The organism is Microcoleus sp. D3_18a_C4, from assembly GCF_036702415.1.
GTDB lineage: Bacteria > Cyanobacteriota > Cyanobacteriia > Cyanobacteriales > Microcoleaceae > Microcoleus.
Genome location: NZ_JAUBTI010000015.1, coordinates 18,383 through 41,015, shown reverse-complemented (window position 1 = coordinate 41,015; position 22,633 = coordinate 18,383). Strand labels below are relative to the sequence as shown.

At 46.3% G+C, this 22,633-nt stretch carries 19 protein-coding genes; 11 read left to right on the top strand and 8 right to left on the bottom strand.

Features of this window, described 5'->3' with window-relative positions; translation table 11 throughout:
• Positions 1–261: 261 nt before the first annotated feature.
• Positions 262–864, top strand: a complete 603-nt coding sequence (locus tag QUB16_RS10155) for a Uma2 family endonuclease (protein ID WP_333315831.1) — start codon at positions 262–264, stop codon at positions 862–864.
• 52 nt (positions 865–916) lie between these two features.
• Positions 917–1,171, top strand: coding sequence for a DUF6737 family protein (locus tag QUB16_RS10150; protein WP_333244344.1), 255 nt, complete (start codon positions 917–919; stop codon positions 1,169–1,171).
• A gap of 286 nt (positions 1,172–1,457) precedes the next feature.
• On the opposite strand, the gene carB is transcribed toward QUB16_RS10150, so the two are convergent.
• The 3 genes from carB to QUB16_RS10135 all read right to left on the bottom strand — a co-directional run bounded on the left by carB (position 1,458) and on the right by QUB16_RS10135 (position 6,140).
• Positions 1,458–4,769: a carbamoyl-phosphate synthase large subunit gene (gene carB / locus QUB16_RS10145; RefSeq protein ID WP_333315874.1), complete on the bottom strand. Its 3,312-nt coding sequence runs from the start codon at positions 4,767–4,769 to the stop codon at positions 1,458–1,460.
• Between the two features lie 752 nt (positions 4,770–5,521).
• On the bottom strand, positions 5,522–5,761 hold the full coding sequence (locus tag QUB16_RS10140) for a hypothetical protein (RefSeq protein WP_333315830.1): 240 nt from the start codon (positions 5,759–5,761) through the stop codon (positions 5,522–5,524).
• A gap of 136 nt (positions 5,762–5,897) precedes the next feature.
• A complete protein-coding gene (locus QUB16_RS10135; protein WP_333315829.1) occupies positions 5,898–6,140 on the bottom strand; it encodes a hypothetical protein in 243 nt (80 codons plus the stop codon).
• 9 nt (positions 6,141–6,149) lie between these two features.
• Here QUB16_RS10135 and QUB16_RS10130 point away from each other — a divergent pair, with 9 nt between their 5' ends.
• From QUB16_RS10130 to QUB16_RS10110, 5 genes are all read left to right on the top strand, one after another.
• A complete protein-coding gene (locus QUB16_RS10130) occupies positions 6,150–7,343 on the top strand; it encodes an RNA-guided endonuclease TnpB family protein (protein WP_333315828.1) in 1,194 nt (397 codons plus the stop codon).
• Between the two features lie 403 nt (positions 7,344–7,746).
• The gene (locus QUB16_RS10125) at positions 7,747–8,004 is read left to right on the top strand and encodes a hypothetical protein (protein WP_172192361.1); all 258 of its coding nucleotides are present in this window, start codon (positions 7,747–7,749) and stop codon (positions 8,002–8,004) included.
• A complete protein-coding gene (locus QUB16_RS10120; protein ID WP_333315827.1) occupies positions 7,997–9,220 on the top strand; it encodes a murein transglycosylase A in 1,224 nt (407 codons plus the stop codon). Before QUB16_RS10125 ends, QUB16_RS10120 begins: the two co-directional genes overlap by 8 nt.
• 250 nt (positions 9,221–9,470) lie before the next feature.
• Positions 9,471–10,193, top strand: a complete 723-nt coding sequence (locus tag QUB16_RS10115; protein WP_333315826.1) for a tetratricopeptide repeat protein — start codon at positions 9,471–9,473, stop codon at positions 10,191–10,193.
• 223 nt (positions 10,194–10,416) lie between these two features.
• On the top strand, positions 10,417–11,304 hold the full coding sequence (locus QUB16_RS10110) for an ROK family protein (RefSeq protein ID WP_333315825.1): 888 nt from the start codon (positions 10,417–10,419) through the stop codon (positions 11,302–11,304).
• A gap of 267 nt (positions 11,305–11,571) precedes the next feature.
• On the opposite strand, the gene QUB16_RS10105 is transcribed toward QUB16_RS10110, so the two are convergent.
• The 3 genes from QUB16_RS10105 to QUB16_RS10095 form a co-directional block, all read right to left on the bottom strand.
• Positions 11,572–11,994, bottom strand: coding sequence for a hypothetical protein (locus QUB16_RS10105; RefSeq protein ID WP_333315824.1), 423 nt, complete (start codon positions 11,992–11,994; stop codon positions 11,572–11,574).
• Positions 11,995–12,470: 476 nt separating this feature from the next.
• Positions 12,471–14,129, bottom strand: coding sequence for a CTP synthase (locus QUB16_RS10100; protein WP_333315823.1), 1,659 nt, complete (start codon positions 14,127–14,129; stop codon positions 12,471–12,473).
• A 106-nt stretch (positions 14,130–14,235) separates the two neighbouring features.
• Positions 14,236–15,192, bottom strand: a complete 957-nt coding sequence (locus QUB16_RS10095; RefSeq protein ID WP_333315822.1) for an Rpn family recombination-promoting nuclease/putative transposase — start codon at positions 15,190–15,192, stop codon at positions 14,236–14,238.
• Positions 15,193–15,671: 479 nt separating this feature from the next.
• On the opposite strand from QUB16_RS10095, the gene QUB16_RS10090 reads away from it, so the two are divergent.
• The 3 genes from QUB16_RS10090 (at position 15,672) to cutA (ending at position 19,941) form a co-directional block, all read left to right on the top strand.
• On the top strand, positions 15,672–18,281 hold the full coding sequence (locus tag QUB16_RS10090) for a VIT domain-containing protein (RefSeq protein ID WP_333315821.1): 2,610 nt from the start codon (positions 15,672–15,674) through the stop codon (positions 18,279–18,281).
• 254 nt (positions 18,282–18,535) lie between these two features.
• The gene (locus QUB16_RS10085) at positions 18,536–19,432 is read left to right on the top strand and encodes a pentapeptide repeat-containing protein (RefSeq protein ID WP_333315820.1); all 897 of its coding nucleotides are present in this window, start codon (positions 18,536–18,538) and stop codon (positions 19,430–19,432) included.
• A 188-nt stretch (positions 19,433–19,620) separates the two neighbouring features.
• Positions 19,621–19,941, top strand: coding sequence for a divalent-cation tolerance protein CutA (gene cutA, locus QUB16_RS10080; protein ID WP_333315819.1), 321 nt, complete (start codon positions 19,621–19,623; stop codon positions 19,939–19,941).
• 197 nt (positions 19,942–20,138) lie between these two features.
• Here cutA and QUB16_RS10075 read toward each other — a convergent pair whose 3' ends face one another.
• A complete protein-coding gene (locus QUB16_RS10075; protein ID WP_333315818.1) occupies positions 20,139–20,678 on the bottom strand; it encodes a DUF2231 domain-containing protein in 540 nt (179 codons plus the stop codon).
• Positions 20,679–20,728: 50 nt separating this feature from the next.
• A complete protein-coding gene (locus QUB16_RS10070) occupies positions 20,729–21,007 on the bottom strand; it encodes a hypothetical protein (protein WP_333315817.1) in 279 nt (92 codons plus the stop codon).
• Positions 21,008–21,218: 211 nt separating this feature from the next.
• On the opposite strand from QUB16_RS10070, the gene QUB16_RS10065 reads away from it, so the two are divergent.
• Positions 21,219–22,391, top strand: coding sequence for an FAD-binding oxidoreductase (locus QUB16_RS10065; RefSeq protein ID WP_333315816.1), 1,173 nt, complete (start codon positions 21,219–21,221; stop codon positions 22,389–22,391).
• The last annotated feature ends 242 nt before the right edge of the window (positions 22,392–22,633 follow it).

Sequence of the window (22,633 nt, the reverse complement as noted above, 5' to 3'; positions counted from 1 at the left end):
CACAGCCCACAAAAGACAAGAAAACGGTGTTTTTTTGTCCAATATGTCTTTAATGTCACCAAAAGTATACGAAACTGCCGTTTAGTATCACCTCAATCTGCCGGCTGGCGATCGTATTTTACCATTTACCTGAATCGATTTGAGATTTTTAATTGTATATTTTAGATTTTATAATTGGATGTCTGGGGTCAAAAAAACAAATTCATTCCTGCCTGTGGTAATATAGACTAATAGTATTACTGCAAAATAAGGAGAAATCTTATGATTGCCACAGTCACGCAAAAATTAACCTTTGACCAATTCCTTGTAGAATGTCCAGAAGATGGACTATATGAACTGGTAAATGGAGAAATTGTAGAGAGGAATGCCACAAGAAATTATGGTGATGTTGCTGATTTTACGTCTGACTCATTTAAAGATGAAATTAAACGGCTAAGTTTAAATTATGTAGTCAAAAATACCGCCGTTATCAGAACTGTAAGTAAAGCCGGCATCGAACAAGGGCGGAGACCGGATGTCAGCGTAATCGATCGCGACTTGTGGCGATCGAACCGTTCTGCTTATGCTGCAATGCGGGAACCAATTCAACTGGCAGTGGAAGTAACATCAACAAATTGGGAGGACGATTATATAGACAAATTGGACGAATATCGGCGCCTCGGAATTCCTGAGTATTGGATTGTCGATTATTTAGCAATTGGCAGCAGGGAATTTCTGGGAAATCCCAAAGTTCCAACTGTATTTGTCCACATTTTGGATGCAGATAGCAACTATCAAAGAAGCGCGTTTAAAGGCAGCGAACGAATTGTATCACGGACTTTTCCCGAATTAACGCTGACAGCAGAAGAGGTGATGAATGTTTAACTTCGGTTAATCCAGCTAGCCCGACTATTCTCCATAAACAATCACTAAAAATATGAAATCTCTTTCTGATAAAAAACTTTCTAATCAAAAAGCTATTAGTCCTTGGAGTTACAAACCTTGGTGGTGTCAACCTTGGTCGATTCTTTTAACTGGTACTAGCCTGATTAGCGGTAGTTGGTTTTTATTAAAAACTGTTTGGATAACTGTTTTAGTCGCGATTCCTTTATTAGCTTGGATGGGTTTTTTCTTGTTAGTTTGGCCGAGGTTGATGCTGTCTAGCGGAGTTTTGGATTCCGATGCAGATTAGGTTTTGGTGGCGCGCACCTTATGTTTAGGGTAAGGTGCGCGGTCATTGGTGTCAACTTAACGTTCAACCCTCAATCCGGCAGGGTTTGAAACAAGAGCCTCAAAGCGAAAGTCCTCGCTATGAAGACTAATGAGTTCTTCAGTCCTCTTTGAGAGGACTTTCGCTATAAGACAGGGAATTCATTCCCTGGCGGGCTGCCGGGTGAGCGGGAGGACTGGCGGACTAAAAGCTTAAGTTGACACTAATAGTGCGCCCTGCACACCCTAAACATAGGGTGTTTCGCCCTCTAGGCTTGCGGGTAATAGTCTTGAATTGCTTTTACTTCCATTGGGTGGGATTTGAGCGATCGAATTCCCGCTGCTGTCGCTTTGGCACCGGCTATTGTGGTAATAATCGGGATTTTGTAAGTCAAAGCTGTGCGACGGATAAAGATGCCGTCGGCGCGGGATTCTTCGCCGGAAGGCGTGGTGATAATTAGTTGAATTTTCTCATTCTTGATTGAATCCAACAAATTCGGCCGCCCTTCGTGCAGTTTCAATTCCAAATCTACCTCTAAACCTTGCTCTCGCAAAACTTTGCGTGTTCCGTGAGTTGCTACTACTCTGAAACCCAATTCTAAGAATTCCTTGACAACGGGTACAACTGCTAGTTTGTCCCGATCGCGCATCGAAACCAGGACAGTTCCCAACAGCGGCATCATTTGTCCGGCACCTAATTGAGCTTTGGCAAATGCTTTGCCAAAATCGGTGTCAATTCCCATGACTTCGCCGGTCGATCGCATTTCTGGCCCTAACAAAGTATCAGTTCCCGGAAACTTAGCAAAGGGCAATACTGCTTCTTTTACCGAAACATGAGTGGGTATAATCTCTTCAGTAAAACCCAAAGCTTCTAGAGTTTTGCCAGACATGACTCGCGAGGCCATTTTTGCTAAGGGAACTCCGATCGCCTTGGAGACAAAAGGCACTGTTCGAGAAGCGCGCGGGTTAGCTTCCAAAATGAAAACTTCTTCCCCTTGAACGGCAAATTGAATATTCATCAACCCGATCACTTTCAGGGATTTTGCTAATTCTACAGTCCAGCGGCGGATTGTTGCCAAAGCTGCGTCCGAAAGCGTTTGGTAAGGGATAGAACAAGCAGAGTCGCCGGAGTGGATTCCCGCTTCCTCGATGTGTTCCATAATACCGCCAATCGTCACATTGCCAGTAACATCGGCGATCGCATCTACATCAACCTCGATCGCATTCTCCAAAAACTTATCAATTAAAATCGGATGATCTGGTTCTACGAGAACCGCATAGGTCATGTAACGTTCCAATTCCGTATCGGAATAAACAATTTCCATTGCTCGCCCGCCCAACACGTAACTCGGTCGCACCACTACCGGATAACCGATGCGTTGAGCTACTATTAAAGCATCCTCAAAACTGCGGGCCAAACCGTTAGCAGCTTGCTGAATATCCAATTCCCGCAGAATCTTTTCAAATCGCTCCCTGTCTTCAGCCGTATCAATAGAATCCGGCGAAGTTCCCCAAATTTTTGTTTGTACGTCGGGGTGATTTTCCAGAGCTTTTTGTAAAGGCAGCGCCAATTTCAGCGGCGTTTGTCCGCCAAACTGAATAATTACTCCCTCTGGATTTTCGGCTTCGATGATGTTGAGAACATCTTCTTTTGTTAGAGGTTCAAAATACAGGCGATCGCTCGTATCATAATCCGTCGAAACCGTCTCCGGGTTCGAGTTGACCATAATTGTCTCAAAGCCATCTTCTCCTAGGGAATAGGAAGCGTGACAGCAGCAGTAATCAAACTCAATTCCCTGTCCGATTCGGTTGGGCCCGCCACCTAAAATCATCACTTTTCGTTTGGTAGAAGGCAAAACTTCCGACTCCGGCGCCAGACTGTGGCCCACAGGCGAAACTTTCTTTTCTTCATCGCCCAATTCCCAAATAGCCGCTCCCGCTTCGTAGGTGGAATAATAATACGGTGTAAACGCTTCAAATTCAGCGGCACAGGTATCGACGGTTTTGTAAATCGGAATTACGCCTAACTGTTTGCGGTAAGCGCGGACTCGATCTTCCGATGTTTTGGTGGCGTAAGCAATTTGGCGATCGCTAAATCCCAACTGCTTTACTTCAAACATTGTCTCTTTTGTCAACTGTTCCAACCGCGTTCGTTTCAAGAACTTCTCAGTTTCCAGCAATTCCTGCATTTTATCCAAAAACCAAGGGTCAATTGCTGTGAACTCGAAGATATCTTCCACCGACATTCCCATCATCATCGCGTGGCGAACTGTAAAAATGCGATCGGGATTTGGCGTCCGCAATCCGGCGCGAATTTGTTCCAAACTCGGCAACTTTTCCGGTTTGTCGCACCCGAAACCTGCGCGGCCTGTTTCCAATCCCCGCAGGGCTTTTTGGAAGGATTCGTTGAAGCTGCGCCCGATCGCCATTACCTCCCCAACTGACTTCATTTGCGTTGTCAGAGTCGGTTCGGAACCGGGGAACTTTTCAAAGGCAAATCGGGGAATCTTCGTCACCACGTAGTCAATTGTGGGCTCAAAAGACGCCGGAGTTTTCTTGGTAATATCGTTGGAAATTTCGTCTAGGCTGTAACCTACCGCTAATTTTGCCGCCATTTTTGCAATAGGGAAACCAGTTGCTTTCGAGGCCAAGGCGGAGGAACGGGAAACCCTAGGGTTCATTTCAATAACGATGAAATCTCCGTTGACAGGATTGACGGCAAATTGAATATTGGAACCGCCGGTTTCAACTCCGATTTCGCGAATAATTTTCACCGAAGCATCCCGCAGGCGCTGATATTCTTTGTCTGTGAGAGTTTGCGCCGGGGCGACGGTGATGGAATCGCCGGTGTGGACGCCCATCGGGTCGAGATTCTCGATCGAACAAATAATCACTACATTATCTGCCAAATCTCGCATTACTTCCAGTTCGTACTCTTTCCAACCAATCAAAGATTGTTCGATTAAAATTTGCGATACTGGACTGGCATCAAGCCCGCCTTGGGCCATTTCTTCAAATTCTTCTTGATTGTAAGAAATGCCGCCTCCCGTGCCGCCCATTGTAAAAGCAGGACGAATAATTAACGGATAACTGCCGATTTGGTGACCAATTGCTTTGGCTTCGTCGAGAGTGTTGGCAATTCCCGAAGGGCAAACGGCGACCCCAATTCGCGCCATCGCTTCCTTAAATAATAGCCGATCTTCTGCCATTTCAATTGCTGGCAACTTAGCACCAATCAACTCGACGTTGTATTTTTCTAAAACGCCATTTTTAGCGACTGCCACTGCTAAATTTAGCGCCGTTTGACCGCCCATAGTCGGTAAAACTGCTTGAGGTCTTTCTTTAGCGATGATTTGTTCGAGGATGGCCGGCGTTAGAGGTTCGATGTAAATGCGATCGGCAGTTTCTGGATCGGTCATAATCGTTGCCGGGTTGGAATTCACCAACACTACTTCAAAACCTTCTTCTCGCAAAGCTTTGCAAGCTTGTGTCCCTGAATAGTCAAATTCGCACGCTTGACCGATAACAATTGGGCCGGAACCAATAAGAAGAATCTTTTTTAAGTCTTGACGACGGGGCATAGGTTCGTAATTAGTAATTGGACAAGGTGGAGGATTAATTTGATATTTTGCATCAGTCTTAGAAACAGGCTTTCTAAGCTGTTCCCCCCAAAGCTTACTCAAAATAGTGCAAGTTTTGTTGTTAATTTGAAATTGTGCACCATTATCAGCCTTTTGGAAGCAGAACCTCGCAACTCCGGCCCACAGACACCCCCAGCTAACCAGAAATATTGATGAGAAAAGGGTGCAGTCGATCGGTAAATCAAGACTATTTTAAGTGTTGCGGTCAAATCGTGTTCTAAAATACACAATCCCTGTATTCCGCCGGATTAATCATTGTAGGGACTTGGGCCAAGGCTTGTGTTGACTGTGGGGAACGGATAAAATTAACGGGGTTGGATGATGAAATTTCCCGTAGCACGGGCGATGGCGTCCCGCCCTCGCCCTCGGAGGATGTGACAATCGTAGATATAGCCATGTAGCCGCGGCGATGGAGGACACGGCAATACCTTGTGCAAAGCGTGTCAACTTAAGCCCATCGTCCGCCAGTCCTCCCACCCGCCCGTCAGTCCGCCAGGGAATGAATTCCCTGTCTAATAGCTAAAGTCCTCTCAAGAGGACTAATGATTTCACAAGTCTTCTTCTGAGTCCTCATCGCGAGGAGTTGAGTTTTGAGGCAGGGGTTTCAACCCCCTGTCGGACTGCGGGTTTAACGTGTTTGTTGACACGACGAAAGGCACGGTGTCGTGTCCCTAGCGTATTTCAGCCTATTTTTAGGCTTTGCGCGATCGGCGAATGAGTACGCTTATCACTTGTCCCGGCTGTGCGCCTCGCTGCGGCGGGCTCCAATCCCCGACGGCGGCAAATCCCAGTCGGTACAAGGTGTGGATGGTGTCTAACACGGCTGCGCGGGAACCGACAACCGTTATCCGCACGACTTCCTGTTCCGATACTGCTGAGGCGTCATTTGGACGATCGGAAAAGTTATCGTCACGCACGAATTCCTGTGACATAATATGGTCTCCTGGTTTTTGGTTTTCTAGGAAAACCCAAAAACCCAGCCGCCCCGCACGTTAACACAGAGCAGGGCGGCTACAGAGAATGTTAAAATTCTCAACTAGCCTCCATACTGCTTACTCAGTTTGGCGGTTAGCTGTCCATTGCTGTTGGTAGCAGCTTTGGGCGGAGCGAAGCGGAGGGAGTGCAACTAGATTTTTGAGCGACGTGGGCTGCTTTTTCTTTGAGCAAAGCAGCCTTAACTAATGCGAATGGGAAGTCCCGCGCTCTACCGAAGGTGAGCGTCGGGATGAAAGCTCGCGGTGAAAATAAATTGAGCGACAGCGAATCAATATCGTTTTTGTGTGCTATGATAGTCTTATCGGTATTCTGCAATCTTGATAAATGTATCAAGCCTACAAGTACAGAATCTATCCCACAAGTGAGCAAGAAACCTTGCTTGCAAAGTCTTTTGGTTGTGCGAGATGGTTTTGGAACTATGCTTTAAATCTATGTCAAGAAACTTACAAAAATACTGGCAAAGGACTATCTAGGGCATACATACAAGGCTTGCTCCCTGCACTCAAAAAAGAATACGAATGGCTAAAAGAACCCTATTCTCAATGCTTGCAAGTGGTCGCATTGAATCTATCTACTGCCTACAAAAACTTCTTTGACAAGAGGGCAATGCTGCCCAAATTCAAGTCAAAGCACAGCAGGCAGTCGATTAGCTATCCTCAAAACGTCAAATTCGACGGTGACTATATCAACCTACCTAAGATTGGTTTAGTTTTCTGTCGGCGACATCGTGATTTTGAGGGCGATATCAAGACCGTTACCGTGTCTGGCAACCCGGACGGCAAATATTTTGTTTCTGTTTTGATTGATAATGGAGAAGCAAAACCTGAGTTAGTCCCAGTAGATAAAGCTATTGGCATTGATGTAGGGTTAACTCATTTTGCGATTACCAGTGATGGTTCTAAGTTTGACAACCCCAAACATTTTATCAAGCGTCAACGCAACCTAAAACGTAAGCAGCAAAAGCTTTCTAGCAAAAAGAAAGGTAGTCAAAACCGAAAAAAGGCAAGACTGGCGGTGGCAAAAGTTCACTCCAAAATTGCTAGATGCCGTGAAGATTTTCTACAGAAGCTATCCCGCAAGATAGTTAACGAAAACCAAGTTATTGCAGTGGAAAATCTCAATATCAAAGGCATGGTTAAGAATCATAATTTAGCTTCATCAATTAATGATGTTGGCTGGGGTATGTTCTGCACGATGCTTAAGTACAAGTCCGAGAGTGAAGGAAAACAATATGTCGAGATTGATCGATGGTTTCCTAGCTCTAAGACTTGCCATGTATGCCTAAATCGAGTTGATAATCTCACTCTTGATGTTAGAGCATGGAGTTGTCAGCGTTGTGGTACTCACCATGACCGTGATGTAAACGCAGCGATAAACATTAGAAATGAAGCCTTGCGGATTTTGGCGTTAGGAACTAGCGCTTCTGCCTGCGGAGGGGATGTAAGTCGATCGGGTAAAACTTCGGTTTTATTGGACGCTATCCCCGTTGAATCAGGAAGCCAGCGCTGTACCACTTAAGTGGTCAGCGTCTGGTAGTTCACTTTCACAGCGTAGCCGCAGATGGGGGCCGCCGTCAATCGATTTAAGATTTGGGATTTTAGATTTTAGATTGAGATTTTCCTGCAACAACTCTCCAGTCTCTCTCACCCTCCCCTTCTGGCACTCTCCCCCTCTCCCCTCTCCCCCTCTCCCCCCCTCTCCCCCTCTCCCTCAATCCAACCCACTAGATGAGGGAATGCGCCGAGGAAGGGGTAAAATATGGAATCGTTCCAAAAGCTTAAAATCAAAAATCTAAAATACAGATATGCCTAGAACACAAGTGCGAATATTCCGTGCACCTGCTGCTTGAGGACAACCACATCAATTTTTGATTTTTGATTTTTGATTTTTGATTGTCCTCCAACAACTCTCCCCATCTCCTATGCCTAGAACACCCAGCGAATATTCCGTGCACCTGCTGCTTGAGGGCGGCCATCGCGAAGAAGTGCGTTTCGCAACCCTGCAAGATTTTCAAAAGTGGTACAGCAGTACGCTGGTGCCGAAACAAGATTCAAGAGAATTTCTTAACGTCCCGATTAAAAATATTCAAGGCGAATACATGGTAGTTCGGCCTACCAGCGTTCTCGCAATTCGCGTAGAACCGATATTTACTTCTAGCGTCGAACGATACGATGAATAAGGAAAATTATCAATTCAGTAGGGAAGATTGGAAATTGAGCAAGATTTTTCGCTATCAGCTATTAGCGATCGCCTGTTGCGTTTTGGCGATCGCTTTTTCGGTGCCCGCCGTTGCAGTTCCATCGCTGCAACCAATGAGTGTAAATCAATTACAAGCGAGTGAGTTGGATTCGATCGCCTTTGACGCTCAAATCTGGGGCGAAAATGGCAAACCGGGCGATAAAGAATTGCTGTTAAGGTCGATCGACCACAGCCTCCGCTATCTCAATACATCGGCCGCCGCCACTGCTTACAGCCGCTATCCAGTCGCAGGAGTTACGCGCGATCGAGTCCGCCGTTCCCTCGATCGATTCCGCCAATTAGTTGTCAGTTCCACAACCCCAGCACAACTTCAGGAATCTGTCAAGCGCGAGTTTGTATTTTACAAATCCACGGGCAAAGATGGCAAAGGAACAGTCGCATTTACAGGTTATTTCGAGCCGACTTACGCAGCATCTCGCACGCCGAATTCCGAATACCGTTATCCCCTGTACCGGATGCCGCCAAACATGGCATCTTGGCCGAAACCTCACCCGACAAGATTGCAATTAGAAGGCGCAGATGCTTTGCAGGCAAGTAAAGGATTGCTGCGAGGATTAGAATTAGTTTGGTTGCGCGATCGATTCCAAGCATTTCTCGTGCACGTCCAAGGTTCGGCGAGATTGCAACTAACAGATGGTAGCGAGATGACCGTCGGTTTTGCCGGCAAAACCAGTCACAGTTATACAGGAGTTGGACGAGAATTAGTTAAAGACGGAAAGTTTACTTTAGAAGAGTTAACTTTGCCGAAACTAAGGGAATATTTTACCAACTTTCCCGCAGATATGAACAAATATTTGCCGAAAAATGAAAGCTTTGTATTCTTCCGGGATAGTAATGGATCTCCAGCCACAGGAAGCATTGGAGTGCCAGTAACTGCCGAAAGGTCGATCGCCACGGACAAAGCCTTAATGCCGCCCGGTGCACTAGCATTAATTAGTACAAAACTCCCTTATCCGAATGCGGCGGGACAACTCGAACAAAATGCCGTGAATCGGTACGTTTTGGATCAAGATACTGGCGGCGCAATCAAAGGGGCGGGGAGAGTTGACGTATTTATGGGAACGGGGGATTTAGCGGGCGATCGGGCCGGTTATATCAACTCAACAGGAGAACTGTATTATCCGCTTTTAAAGTAGATTAATTCTACTTCATCAGGACTTACGCACAGCCTCAATATATAGTGTTTTGTAGGGGCTCTCCCCACGCCCGGTTGCCCCCATACCTGGGATGATTGCGTAAGTCCTATTCATGTGATTGTTTGCTGTGCGTCGCAATCCCAGACACAACAGTGCCGTCTTCCTACAGATATCGCGGACAATCTATATGTAATCCTACTTTTGATAATTGCTATAAAATAGAAAATACCCCACCCTCCCAACCTCACAAATGCTCAACAAAATTCTGCAATTCTTCAAACGACTAATTCAGCGACTTTTCGGAACCCCAAGCAAACCCTCCCCGCCTTCAGAAAATACCGCCATCCGCCCAACCTTAACAGACGCGGAATACGAGTCGAAATTCATGGAAATCCTGGAAGGGGTGAATGCCGGTTGGAGTAGAGGGGATGTAGCGGGATTCTTAATCGCAAAACGCCTTAAAGATGGTGAATTGGCGGCTTGGCTGCGACGGTTTGGGACTCGATTGTTAGAGGGGGAAAACCAGCAGGGCGGGCACGGGGGCACCGCCCCTACGGATGCGGTGGCATCGCTTCAGGAATTGGCGCAGCGGCTGGTTTTGTTAGGTAGAATTGGCAGCGGGGAATTGTCAGAGGTGGCGCGGCAAATTGGGCGGGAGATATTGACACGGTTTCCGCTGCCGGAGGTTGAGGAGGAGGATACAAAGGGGAGGGTGATTGAGGCGGTGTTTGTTGGGAATGGTTTGGGTTTTTCTGGGGAAGTGAACCGCAGAGGCGCTGAGGGTGCGGAGGCAGAATCGGAAGTTAATGTAGATGCTGAGGCATGGTGCGAGAGAGGGAATGAGCAGTATAATTTAGGAAGATTTGAAGAGGCGATCGCATCTTATACCCAGGCAATTGCTCTCCAACCAGACTATCACGATGCTTTGCACAACCGAGAGGTAGCGCAACGTAAGTTAGGCGAAATTAAATAGGCGAACTCGCTGGTATCCATAATTTTTGCTATGGATTGCGATCGGTATGATAGTATTAATAATTAACCCATTTTTTGTCGCTAAGTATTATAGACTAAAATAGAAGTTGGAGGATTTAAATTCTCACTACAAACTTACTTGGTAATGTGTACAGTCCGCACCTTAAAATATGTTTATCCTATGAGGATTAATCCCAAATTCTTGCATCCCAAACCCAAATCGAATGACACAAGTAATCGGCATTGACTTAGGCGGAACCGCCATTAAACTCGGCAGATTTAGCGAAGACGGCATTTGTCACCAATCCTTAACTGTCCCCACCCCTCAACCCGCAACGCCAGAAGCCGTTTTAGCTACAATGACCGATGCTATTTTACAACTTAATCCGGTCGAAAATGGTGTAAGTGCGATCGGCATCGGGACTCCAGGCCCCGCAGACGCCGCCGGCCGCATAGCCAGAGTAGCAATTAACCTCAAAAACTGGCATAACGTCCCCCTAGCTGACTGGTTGGAAGCTAAAACCGGACTGCCGACAATATTAGCAAATGATGCCAACTGTGCCGGATTGGGAGAAGCTTGGTTGGGCGCAGGAAGGCACTTTAAAAACCTAATTTTAATAACTTTAGGTACAGGAGTCGGCGGTGCAGTTATCCTAGACGGCAAACTATTTGTAGGTCATCAAGGCGCGGCCGGAGAACTAGGATTGATTGCCATAAATCCCGACGGCCCGGAGTGCAACAGCGGCAATCGCGGTTCTTTAGAACAGTACGTTTCGGTGCAAGCAATTCGCCGGGAAACGGGTTTGGAACCGCTAGAATTAGCAAATTTAGCTAAGTCTGGAGATGCCAAAGCTTTAGAATTTTGGCAAAATTACGGGCGCTATCTGGGTATCGGTTTGGCAAGTCTCATTTATATTTTGACGCCGGAAGCTATTATTATCGGCGGTGGAATTAGTGCAGGTGCAGAATTTTTCTTACCGCAGGTTCAAGCCGAAATTCAGCAACGTGTACTGCCGAGTTCTCGCGAAGATTTACAGTTATTGGTTGCTGAATTGGGCAATCAAGCAGGCATGGTAGGGGCAGCCAAATTAGCTTGGCAGCTTGTTCAATAGTTAAAATTTAAAAAAGCAGCGCATTTTACTGCGCTTTTTTCCTATCTAAAATTAGGGTGCAACCTAAGTATTTTAGCTCAAAAACAATAAAATGAATGTGAGGATTTACTAAACATAGTCTCCTTCATCCTTCATGGTTCATGCTTCTAACTAATGACTAATGACTAATGACTAATGACTAATGACTAATGACTACTGACTAATGACTAATGACTACTGACTACTGACTAATGACTACTGAGTAATGACTAATGACTAATGACTTCTTCATGGCAGAGATTGTCCCGTCGTATTTTTAATGTATTCCTGAATTTCTTGATAAGTTTCCGGGTTGCTTTGGCGGAGGATAATAATATTAGTTGCGCTGTCAGGCAGGCAAAAGCTTAGCCGACCGTTCTGTTCGCAAGCAAAAGAACTAATTCGACTCATATCGATCGCAAATTCTTTGCGGTCATAATGAATTTTAATCCACGAACCTCTAGAATTGCGCTCAAGGGTTTTTTTGAGGTAATCGAGAACTTGCTTGTAAGCCTCAGAATTGCCTTGGGGATTGAGGATAATCGGCTGACTGCTATTAGGCAGCCAAAAGGTGATACGCTTGTTATCCAGTTCGCTAGAAAAAGCACTAATAGTGTCAAGGTCAATTATGTATGTACTTTTCTCATAAGTAATTTTGCTCCAATAAGCCACAAAGCCTCCTCAAACCTGTGTTTCCTGGTATTTTAGGATAGTTTGACAACTCATACCATTTTAGATTTTAGATTTTAGATTTTAGATTGGGCATGACAGATGACTATCGGGGTTGGGAAGTTGGCTACAGTTGCATTTTTTTTGAAACTGGTATCACCCTTGAAATCCGTAAAAAGTTAAGTAAAAATATCAGCATTTTTACCTTCTGCCTTCTGCCTTCTGGCTTCTGCCTTCTGCCTTCTCCCTTGTGGTACTAGCCCCCCAGCCCTAGCATAGGGTTGGGGGGGGAGGTTTTTCACTCGTTGAGAATGCTGCCCGATATCTAGTCCGGTAAGTGCGACCCCTATCAAATCCTATTGGTCTGTTGGGTGGGTTTTGTAATGTCGATTGTCTGGGCGATTTGAATATTGTCTACTCGGAACCGCCCCTACAGACATCTAATATATCAGAACTAATCGATCGCACATGATATGAGATCAGTTTGCGACAACTTTCCCAGCCACCAAGTCGCGACCCTCATCTTCTAAAACATCCTGCTTTCCCTGGATGCTAGCGGCCTGGATAAACCCTTGAAACAATGGGTGGGGGGCGCTAGGTCGAGATTGGAATTCGGGGTGAAATTGGCAGGCTATGAAAAAGGGATGGTTGGGAAATTCGATCATTTCTACCAATCGGCCGTCTGGAGATGTACCGGAGACTGCATAACCTGATTCTAAGAAAAGATTGCGGTAGGCGTTGTTAAATTCGTACCGATGGCGGTGCCGCTCGTAAATCACTTCTTTCTGATAAAGTTTGAAAGCTAGCGTGTCTGGGTTGACACGGCACGGATACAAACCCAGTCGCATTGTACCGCCCAAATCAACTACATCTTGCTGTTCTGGCAATAAATTAATTACCGGATTTGCTGTATCTGGGTTAAATTCAGCGCTGTTGGCATCCTGTAGTTGGGCGATGTTGCGCGCCCATTCAATCACAGCACACTGCATCCCCAAACACAAGCCCAAAAATGGAATTTTGTGGTGTTTGGCATATTCGATCGCCGCTATTTTGCCATCAACTCCCCGAACCCCAAAACCTCCCGGTACAACAATGCCGTTGATACCTTTGAGATAATTATCGAGGTTTCCCGATTCTAAATCTTCTGAGTTAATCCAGTGCAAATTCAGGTCGCAGCCGATCGCAATTGCCGCGTGCCGCAAAGCTTCCACCACCGAAAGATAAGCATCGTTCAACCGCACGTATTTGCCAACTAAAGCAATATCAATTTTGTGATTGGGACTGTAAAGCCTGTTGACTAAAGTTTGCCACTGATGCAAATCTGGCTGGCGATGTTCGAGTTGCAGCAAATTGAGCGTTTGTTGGGCCAAACCTTCCTGTTCCATCATCAGGGGTACTTCGTAGATACTTTTAGCATCTTGAGACGTGATGACGCACTCTTCGGGCACGTTGCAGAATTCCGACAATTTCTGTTTCATGCCCAAAGACAGCGGGCGATCGCACCGACAGACTAAAATATCTGGTTGAATGCCGATCGATCGCAATTCCTTCACCGAATGCTGAGTCGGTTTAGTTTTCATTTCCCCAGCCGAAGGAATCCAAGGTATCAGCGTGACGTGCATATACACAACATTTTGCCGGCCGACATCCTTGCGAAACTGGCGAATTGCCTCCAAAAACGGCAAAGATTCAATATCTCCCACCGTTCCGCCGATTTCCGTAATCACCACATCGGGATTAGTATTTTTTGCTACCCGATGAATTCGCTCTTTAATCTCGTTAGTGATGTGCGGAATCACCTGCACCGTGCTCCCCTGATACTCACCGCGGCGTTCTTTGTTGATCACCGCTTGATAAATGGAACCCGTGGTGACGCTATTGAGGCGAGACATGGAAGTATCGGTAAAACGCTCGTAGTGCCCCAAATCCAAGTCAGTTTCCGCACCGTCTTGCGTGACAAAGACTTCTCCGTGCTGAAACGGGCTCAGAGTGCCGGGGTCAACGTTAATATAGGGGTCTAGCTTCAAAATCGAGACAGAATAGTCCCGCGACTTCAATAGGCGGCCCAAGGAAGCACCGACAATTCCCTTGCCGATGCTGGAAACCACGCCGCCGGTCACAAACACAAATTTGCTCATAGGATTTTCGACTTTAGATGCTTCAATGTCAGGTCAGACTCAAATGTGACATAGGTAATCCATAAGGGCAACCACGGGGGATTGCCCCTACACCCATTTGACCAAATTATTGACGATTGTTATGTGCTTGCAACCAAGTTGTCAAATCTGACACACTGGCAAAGTCTAATAGCGCCTCTCCTAAACTCTGTAATTGCTGAGCGGATAACTGAGCGATGCGACTTTGAATCTCCGGCGACAGCACGCCGACACTGCGCTCCAACTGACGAACAATTAATGTCACATTTCCTTGTTTGATGCCTTGTTCGATGCCTTGTTCGATGCCTTGTCTGATGCCTTGTTCTATCCCGATTCTGGTAGCTTTGGTAATTGCACCGCGCTGGTCTTGAATAAAAATTTCTCGCCTTTCTAAATCTTCCAATTCATCAGGATCGAGATTTGCTTCATTGGCAATTGTAAAAGCTTTGCGGAGTTCCGGTACATTTCCCAACTCTTCCGGCACAGACCTTAACGTGCGAGCGGTTTTCATGAAATATATCCACTTATCAGTCAGAGTCTCTAATTCTGCTAAAGTCTTGTCAAATTTGGGCAACTCAACAAAGACAAATTCTAATTCCTCCGCCAAATACTCGACCAGATTGTTTTTTTCTTTGATACCAAACCGCGAAATTACTGTTTCCAGATGCTCAAACATTTGGAAATCTGTAATCGTCAAGGCAATCACGGGATTTAAGAGGTTGTAGTTTTCTCCGCTTTTCAATTGCACTGAGTAAGCTTTGGTAGCATTGTATAAAATCCGCTTTTCAAAGGATTCTACATTCAATACTTGCATTTCAATTATCACTGTTTTGCTGCCACTAATTTTAGCTTTGACATCCAAGTAAGTATCTTTGACTCCTTTGATTTTGGGAGCTAAATAAGGGTCAAGAATTTCTAAATCTTCGATGACTGGCTGCGCTTCGTAGAGGATGGCATTTAAGAAGCTAATCAAAATGTCTTTGCTGTCAGCCGAGCCGAAGATTTTTTTAAATGCAAAGTCGGTTTTGGGGTTAATAAAATTCATGGCTTTTTCAATTTATTAGAAGTTGAGAGGTTGAGGTTAGAGTTATTTAATTATTTAACTATCATACAATCTTCTAGGTTGGGTTCGCGGACGATCGCCCCAACCGACCTCACCCAAATACGGATCAAGCGGCCGACAGCAGCCGCCCTGAGCAATCATGGCTTCGACAAAAGTTCCAGCGCCCAGTCCGCCCCTAGGCGAGTCAATCGATTTTAGATTTTAGATTTTAGATTTTAGATTTTAGAATTGAAGCATTGACCCAGCCCAAAAACGGATACGCTGCCACGTACAGGAGTCGTGGAAAGATAAAAATTTTAGACCCTAGTTCAAGCTCCCAGATTTATCTGTGGGGTAAATCCAAAATCTAAAATCAGCCCTGCGCGCTCAGTCATTTTTCCCAAAAAGCTAACTCAGGAACGTTTCGGCAATCGTAAAGTCATGATACACAAAGCACCTCAAGTCTGCTAAAAAAAACAGCTATGAAGTTTGTCTGCGTTCTATCCCCTCAACGGTTGCTTTGTGCTGGTATCGCATTGCTCGCTGCGATAGAGTGTGGCGCGTGGCTTGCTCCCCATGCAGCGCGGGCAAAAGATCCTGGGGAAAATTATTCGTCTGTGTCGCCGAAAATCCTCGCTAGTAACGATGTTAATTGCAATGGCGGACGATCGCCACAAAATCGCTGTCGAGTCGGCGGTTTGTTCGTCAAAACTCCAAATACGGCCCCAGAACAAGTCTTTCCTCTCAAGCAGACGGAAGTTAAAGCCAAAATAGCTGGCAATATCTCCCGCGTCGAAGTTGTTCAGAAATTTGAAAATCCTTTTCCCGAATCTATAGAAGCTGTTTATGTATTTCCTTTGCCCGACGAAGCGGCGGTGGATGATATGGAAATTAAAATAGGCTCACGAATTATTAAAGCTGATATCAAACGCCGCGAGGAAGCTTTGGAAATGTACGAACAAGCCAGAAAGCAAGGCCGGAGTGCTGGTTTGTTGGAACAAGAACGCGATAATATTTTTACTCAGTCTCTGGCTAATATCAAACCGGGAGAAAAAATTGAAGTTACGATTCGCTACACCGAAAGTCTCAAGTTTGCTGGCGGCGATTACGAATTTGTGTTTCCAATGGTGGTAGGGCCTCGCTATATTTCGGGAAATTCGACCCCCCCCTTGCTAAGGGGGGGCGATTCTCAATTCCCCCCCTTAGCAAGGGGGGGCGATTCTCAACTCCCCCCCTTAGTAAGGGGGGGCGATTCTCAATTCCCCCCCTTAGCAAGGGGGGGGCAGGGGGGGGTTAATACCGATGCCGATCGCATTAACCCGCCTGTTTTGCCTCCGGGAACGCGATCGGGTCACAATATTGCTGTTTCGGTAGAAATAGATGCCGGAGTTGCGATCGGCGATGTCCGCTCTACTTCCCATCAAATTACAACTGACCGCAGGGGAAATATTGTGCAAGTCCAATTAGCCAATTCTGACACAATTCCCAATAAAGATTTAATTTTGCGCTATCGAGTGGCGGGCGAAAATACGCGCTCAACTGTCTTGACTCAATCCGACCAGCGGGGCGGTCATTTTGCTACTTATTTGATTCCGGCATTAAACTACCAAACTAATGAAATTGTACCTAAAGATGTCGTGTTTCTGATGGATACTTCCGGTTCTCAAAAGGGCGAACCACTAGCAAAATCTAAGGAGTTGATGCGCCGCTTCATTCAAGGACTGAATCCCAACGATACTTTTACTATTATTGATTTTGCCAACACTACGCAAGCGCTTTCAACTACTCCTTTAGCGAATACGGCAGAAAATCGACAAAGCGCAATTAATTATATCGAAAAGTTGCAGGCTAACGGAGGCAGTGAACTGCTTAACGGCATTCAAGCAGTGATGAATTTTCCGGCGGCGGCTACGGGAAGGCTGCGGAGTATTGTATTAATTACGGATGGTTACATTGGTAATGAAAATGAAGTTTTGGCTCTGGTTAAGCAGAGTCTGAAACCGGGAAATCGACTTTATAGTTTTGGTGTCGGGGGTTCGGTGAATCGGTTTTTGCTCAACCGTTTGGCGGAAGTGGGAAGAGGCACATCTCAAGTAATTCGTCAAGATGAACCGTCAGCAGAAGCAGCAGAAAAGTTTTTTCGTGAAATTAATCGTCCGGTATTGACTAATATTCAAATTAGTTGGGAAGGAATGGGGGAAAAACCGGAGATTTATCCGATCGCACCCCCAGACTTGTTTGCGAGTGGGCCACTGGTTTTGTTTGGCAAAAAGACCGATCGAACTAACGGCCAACTTCGCATCCGCGGCACTCTTGCCGGCGGCAAAGCTTACGAGCAAGTTTTACCTGTTAATTTTGCTCAATCCGGCGGGCGGCAGCGGGAGTCAACTTCAGTCACAGCAACCGCTACGGATTTTGGCAATCCGGCGGTAGCTCAACTTTGGGCGCGATCGCGCATTAAAGATTTAATGAATCAAATGTTTGGTGGCGAGACTAAATCTCTAGTGGAAGCTGTGACTAATACTGCTCTGACTTATCGCTTGCTGTCGGAATACACGGCTTTTGTGGCTGTGAGCGAAGAAGTGCGAGTCGAACCCGATGGATCTCGTCGCAGGGTGCAAGTGCCTGTAGAATTGCCGCAGGGTGTCAGCTATGAGGGTATTTTCGAGTCTGGAGGGGCAGAGCCAACTAGGGGCGGCACTCGCAGCGTTACCTCGAATCGCAACTCGGCACCGGTGAGTCCAGCTCCTGCTATGGCGCCGCCGCGAGGTTACGGTGAGTTGCAACCATCGCAGCCAAAGGCTTCTCGCCTCCAAGTAGTTAGCGTCGAAGGGTTGGATGCCGGGGCGATCGCGGATTTGACTCAATACCTGCAATCTGTTAATCTCCCGGCGGGGGTTAGCGGTGAAACGGTATGGAAGTTATTGGTACAAGACGGCCGCGTTGCCCGATTGGCAATCGACACTAAAACCTCGACGCTGCAAGCAACAGACGCCGTAGAGGCTCTCAAGAGGGCCTTGAGTTCCTGGCAACCTCCTGCAGGATTCAAGGGCACGCTGCGCCTGAAGTTGCGAATAACGGTCGATCGTTAAGCAATGACTATCTATGTCAAGAAACATTAATTTTTAATTCAAAAATACCGAAACCGGGATCGCTACCGCGTGGAAGATATAAAATCTTTATTAAGAGATTGCCTTTAAACAGAAAGTGATGTTATTGGGATTTATACCGTTTGAGGCAAACGCTGGAACAGTCTAATTTCTGAAACAGTCTAATTTCTGAAACAACCTTAAGATTAGAGATTTCTCGATCGAAACCCCCCCAATCATAGAAGGTATCACGCCCTATGGAAGTTAGCGAACTGCTCAACAATTACGAAAAAGGACAAAGAGACTTTACTGGAGCCGACCTCAGCGGGAAAGACCTCAGCGGAGCAATCTTAATCGGAGTCAACCTTTCGCGAGCTAATCTTTCCGGGGCGAACCTCAGTAGGGCGTTTCTCACCAAAGCAACACTCAAAGGTGCACTGCTGCACAGAACAAATTTAACTTTTGCCAAAATGGGTGAAACCCAACTCTCAGGTGCAGATTTGACAAAAGCCAATCTCAGCGGTGCTTTTTTGGTAAAAGCAAAAATGCCGAGAGCAAAGTTAAGCGGCGCAACTTTAACTGGCGCAAACCTGCGGGGTGCTGTGTTGTGGAATGCCAATTTGTGCAGCGCCGACTTGCAATTAGTTAACTTGCTGGGCGCTAATCTGACTGCAGCTAATTTTAAGTGGGCCAACCTTTACGGTGCAAGGCTCAATAGTGCAAAACTTTTTGGAGCTCAATTAACAGGAGTCAGTTTGCGGCGAGCGCAGTTGGCTGGGGTGAATCTCTGCGGTGCAGATTTAAGCGGTGTTAACGTCAGTGAAGCTAAACTAATGGGAGCTAATTTGGAAGGCTCGAATTTGGCGGGGGCGAATTTCAGCGCGGCTCAGTTGCGGGGGGTGAAGTTGGCGGGTGCAAACTTAACCGGGGCTAAGTTGAGGGGAAGTTGTTTGAGAGGGGCAAATCTGAATTGGGCAAAGCTGTGTCAAGCAGATTTGATGGCTGCAGATTTGAGCGAGGCGACGTTAATAGGAGCTAATTTAGATAATGCTTTGTTGGCGGGAGCTATTTTGCCGGAATCTACTAGGCGCTATTTTTCCTTAGCTGGGGCTGGCAGAGTCAATTCTTGGGAAGTTAATGAGATTAACGGTTGATTGTTGACTGTTGACTGTTGACTGTTCACTGATGACTGAAAGCATCCAGGATACCCGCCACGTGATTCATCTGTGGAGAAATAAAAAACCTGTATCCGATAAAGGAGCCGAACGTATTTATCTCGCGCAAGTCAATGCTAAAATCTAAAATCTAAAATCTAAAATCGATTGACTGTTCACTGATTACTATGACAATTAATTTTGGGGTGGTGCTGGTAACTGCGGCATCGGAGGCGGAAGCGGAGAATCTCGCGAAATCTCTAGTTGAAAACAAGCTGGCTGCTTGTGTGAGTTTGTCACCAATTCGCTCGATTTATAGTTGGCAAGGCGAGATTCATGCCGAGTCAGAGTGGCAGTTGCTGATTAAAACTGATTTGGCTAAATTTGAGGCTTTAAAAACAAAAGTTCAGGAACTCCATTCCTATGAAGTTCCCGAAATTATTGCTATTCCTATTATCGCTGGCAGCGATGCTTATCTGAATTGGCTGGGACAATCTTTAAGTTTGTAGTAAGGACTTTAGTCCTAAATTATCCCATTGAAGAGGGACTGAAGGGGAGCATCTCAGTTTTGTAAAAAGCATTTTTTTTATTGTAGTGCGAGCGTCCCCGCTCGCGTATTGTACAATACGCGAGCGGGGACGCTCGCACTGTAAATGCAAAACTGAGATGCTCCCGACTGAACTCCCTACTACAAATGGTCAGAAACCTACGAATTATGGCTGGTAGGGCCAATGACTCCGATTTTGTGGCGAAAACTTAGTTCGCCGCCGAACCAGCCTGTAACGCCCAGCAAGGTCGCAACGACGATCGATATTGCTAAACCTGTATAGACGATCGGCTCAGCCGGATTTTCTTGGCGCAACACCAGGTTAATCAGGGTAAGTACCATAACGGCTACATTGCCGCCCATGTGCAACCAACCGGCACTGCGATCGCGCACTCTTTTAACTTTGAAAAAATCTAAAAAGCCCGTGATAGCGGCCAAAATCCCCGCAGCAAAACCGACACCCATCAGCCAAAGCGAAGCTCTCGCCCAAAACGGATCGCTTGTCAGCCAATAACCGATGTCCGTGCCGGCGGCTCCTACTAAAAAGGCTACCGGAAAGATGACGATCACTGGGTGAAGCGGATGGCCTGCAACGGAAACTGTACTTGTAATGCCGGCATCGCGGTACTCGGCGTCGTCACTTTCGAGAATCGGCGGAAGATTGGGATAGGGCGTACTATTTCTGGGATTTGTTTCCATGATTTCTCTGATAACTTTTGTACAACAAAGCCGTTTTTATTGGATTGAACTTAATCCCAAACCCGCTCGCCATTTTCGTCAACGCGGGCCTGCCGAATTACGTCAGAAATTTCGTCGGCGTCTTTGACGTGGTGCAAAGCTTTCTTTTCCCCATCCGGTTCTTCGACGATCACATAAGTTGGAACTGTAACAACATCTCCCACGATGTCGGGTACGTGGTCTACCGCCAGTTGCTGCGCTTTTTCTTCAATGGTTTGCGGTTTGTCGGAAATACGATCGCCCGGATTGACAGTGCGCTCCATATCTCTGCCCGGTTTGTCGATACTCATAAAAACCTCTCTGGTATTTCTAATTTTTTGCTGACTCTAATTCCTACTATTGAACGAAAAATATCTCTAAGTAAACATCTCCCGACGGGTGGAAGTTTCAGTTAGGGCGATCGCAGGCAGCCTCTTCCTGTAGGTAGAGGTTTTTCGATTGGTGCCGAAAAAACGTAAGCTAAAATCTAAGCATGATATTTTCCTTCCCTTTGAGTTGCCCATGAAAAGTTACGATTGGATTGTTGTCGGCGGTGGCATTACGGGTGCGTCACTGAGTTACGAACTGGCAAAAAAAGGTTTTGCTGTGCTGCTTTTGGAACAAGATGCTACCATGCAAAATGCTACTCGTTTTAGTTATGGCGGCTTGGCTTATTGGTCGGGAACGACTGATTTAACTCGGCAATTGTGTCGGGAAGGTATCGAACGCCACCGCAATTTATCGGCCCAATTAGATGCTGATACTGAATTTCGCGAGTTGGATTTGTTGCTGACAATTGATGCGGGCTCCGATGCCGAAAAAGTGGCGGCTAATTACGCGCATTTTGCGATCGTTCCGCAGCTTTTGAGTGTTGCAGAAGCTGGCGAGTTGGAACCTTTGTTGAATAAAAGCGCGATCGCCGGAGCTCTGACTGTGCGTCACGGTCACATTTCGCCGACTGCCACAAATAAAGCTTATTGTCAAGGGTTTCTGCGGTTGGGAGGAACTATAAAATTTTCTGAAGTAATTGGGTTGATCGAAGAGGGAAATCGGATTTCGGGAGTCCAGACGGTACAGGAAAGTTATGCCTGCGAAAATACGGTTATTTGTGCTGGAGGTTGGAGTCGGAGTTTACTGAAAGCCGCTGGTGTTTCTGTGGGAGTTTATTTTACTCGCACCGAGATTTTGGAAACTGCACCTGTGGATTTGAAACTCAGGACTTTGGTGATGCCTGCGGTATTAAAACGTTTTGAATTGGAAGCAGAATCGAGTAGAAATGAGGTGGATTTTCTTTGGGATGAACCGGGTAAAGAGTTACAGCCGCCGATTTTAGATTCAGGTGCCATTCAGTTTAATGATGGCAGTTTGCGGATCGGGCAATTGTCGCGCACTTTGAGCGATTTGAATGCTAAAGTCGATCGCGAAACCAGCGAAACGGCAATTCGTGCAGGAATCGCCAAGGTTTTGCCTGATTTGGCAGGTTTACCTGCAACTTGGCACGAGTGTAGTGTGGCATTCAGCGCTGATAATTTGCCTGTAGTGGGGTCGATTGCCGATCGCCCTGGATTGAACGTTTTTTCTGGCCTCAGCAATCCTTTGACTATTGTACCTCCTTTGGCGGAGCGATTTGCTAATTGGGCGGGGGGAGAAGAAGATAGGGCGATCGAGCTTTTGTCTCCCAATAGATTTGCTTAAAAATGATATCATGTCCGGCCTGATTGAGACTTGTATGAATTTTGTAGGGGCGGGTTCACTAACAATAATTGCCTGTAATCTACAATCTCATAAACCCGCCCCCCCGATACTTTTATCTCCTCTCCGTTGAATCGTCCGCGATGAAATTCTGTCGCGTGGTGGGGGCGGGTTTATGTAGATTGTTAGTCTGGATGATAGATTGTTGGTGAAACCCGCCCCTACAAGTATTGTGCTTATTTTAC

Excerpts from the sequence above, each read along its gene's own strand:
- QUB16_RS10155 (WP_333315831.1), top strand. The coding sequence starts at position 262 with ATGATTGCCACAGTCACGCAAAAATTAACCTTTGACCAATTCCTTGTA.
- QUB16_RS10150 (WP_333244344.1), top strand. The coding sequence starts at position 917 with ATGAAATCTCTTTCTGATAAAAAACTTTCTAATCAAAAAGCTATTAGT.
- carB (WP_333315874.1), bottom strand. The coding sequence starts at position 4,769 with ATGCCCCGTCGTCAAGACTTAAAAAAGATTCTTCTTATTGGTTCCGGC.
- QUB16_RS10140 (WP_333315830.1), bottom strand. The coding sequence starts at position 5,761 with ATGTCACAGGAATTCGTGCGTGACGATAACTTTTCCGATCGTCCAAAT.
- QUB16_RS10130 (WP_333315828.1), top strand. The coding sequence starts at position 6,150 with ATGTATCAAGCCTACAAGTACAGAATCTATCCCACAAGTGAGCAAGAA.
- QUB16_RS10125 (WP_172192361.1), top strand. The coding sequence starts at position 7,747 with ATGCCTAGAACACCCAGCGAATATTCCGTGCACCTGCTGCTTGAGGGC.
- QUB16_RS10120 (WP_333315827.1), top strand. The coding sequence starts at position 7,997 with ATGAATAAGGAAAATTATCAATTCAGTAGGGAAGATTGGAAATTGAGC.
- QUB16_RS10115 (WP_333315826.1), top strand. The coding sequence starts at position 9,471 with ATGCTCAACAAAATTCTGCAATTCTTCAAACGACTAATTCAGCGACTT.
- QUB16_RS10110 (WP_333315825.1), top strand. The coding sequence starts at position 10,417 with ATGACACAAGTAATCGGCATTGACTTAGGCGGAACCGCCATTAAACTC.
- QUB16_RS10100 (WP_333315823.1), bottom strand. The coding sequence starts at position 14,129 with ATGAGCAAATTTGTGTTTGTGACCGGCGGCGTGGTTTCCAGCATCGGC.
- QUB16_RS10095 (WP_333315822.1), bottom strand. The coding sequence starts at position 15,192 with ATGAATTTTATTAACCCCAAAACCGACTTTGCATTTAAAAAAATCTTC.
- QUB16_RS10090 (WP_333315821.1), top strand. The coding sequence starts at position 15,672 with ATGAAGTTTGTCTGCGTTCTATCCCCTCAACGGTTGCTTTGTGCTGGT.
- QUB16_RS10085 (WP_333315820.1), top strand. The coding sequence starts at position 18,536 with ATGGAAGTTAGCGAACTGCTCAACAATTACGAAAAAGGACAAAGAGAC.
- cutA (WP_333315819.1), top strand. The coding sequence starts at position 19,621 with ATGACAATTAATTTTGGGGTGGTGCTGGTAACTGCGGCATCGGAGGCG.
- QUB16_RS10075 (WP_333315818.1), bottom strand. The coding sequence starts at position 20,678 with ATGGAAACAAATCCCAGAAATAGTACGCCCTATCCCAATCTTCCGCCG.
- QUB16_RS10070 (WP_333315817.1), bottom strand. The coding sequence starts at position 21,007 with ATGAGTATCGACAAACCGGGCAGAGATATGGAGCGCACTGTCAATCCG.
- QUB16_RS10065 (WP_333315816.1), top strand. The coding sequence starts at position 21,219 with ATGAAAAGTTACGATTGGATTGTTGTCGGCGGTGGCATTACGGGTGCG.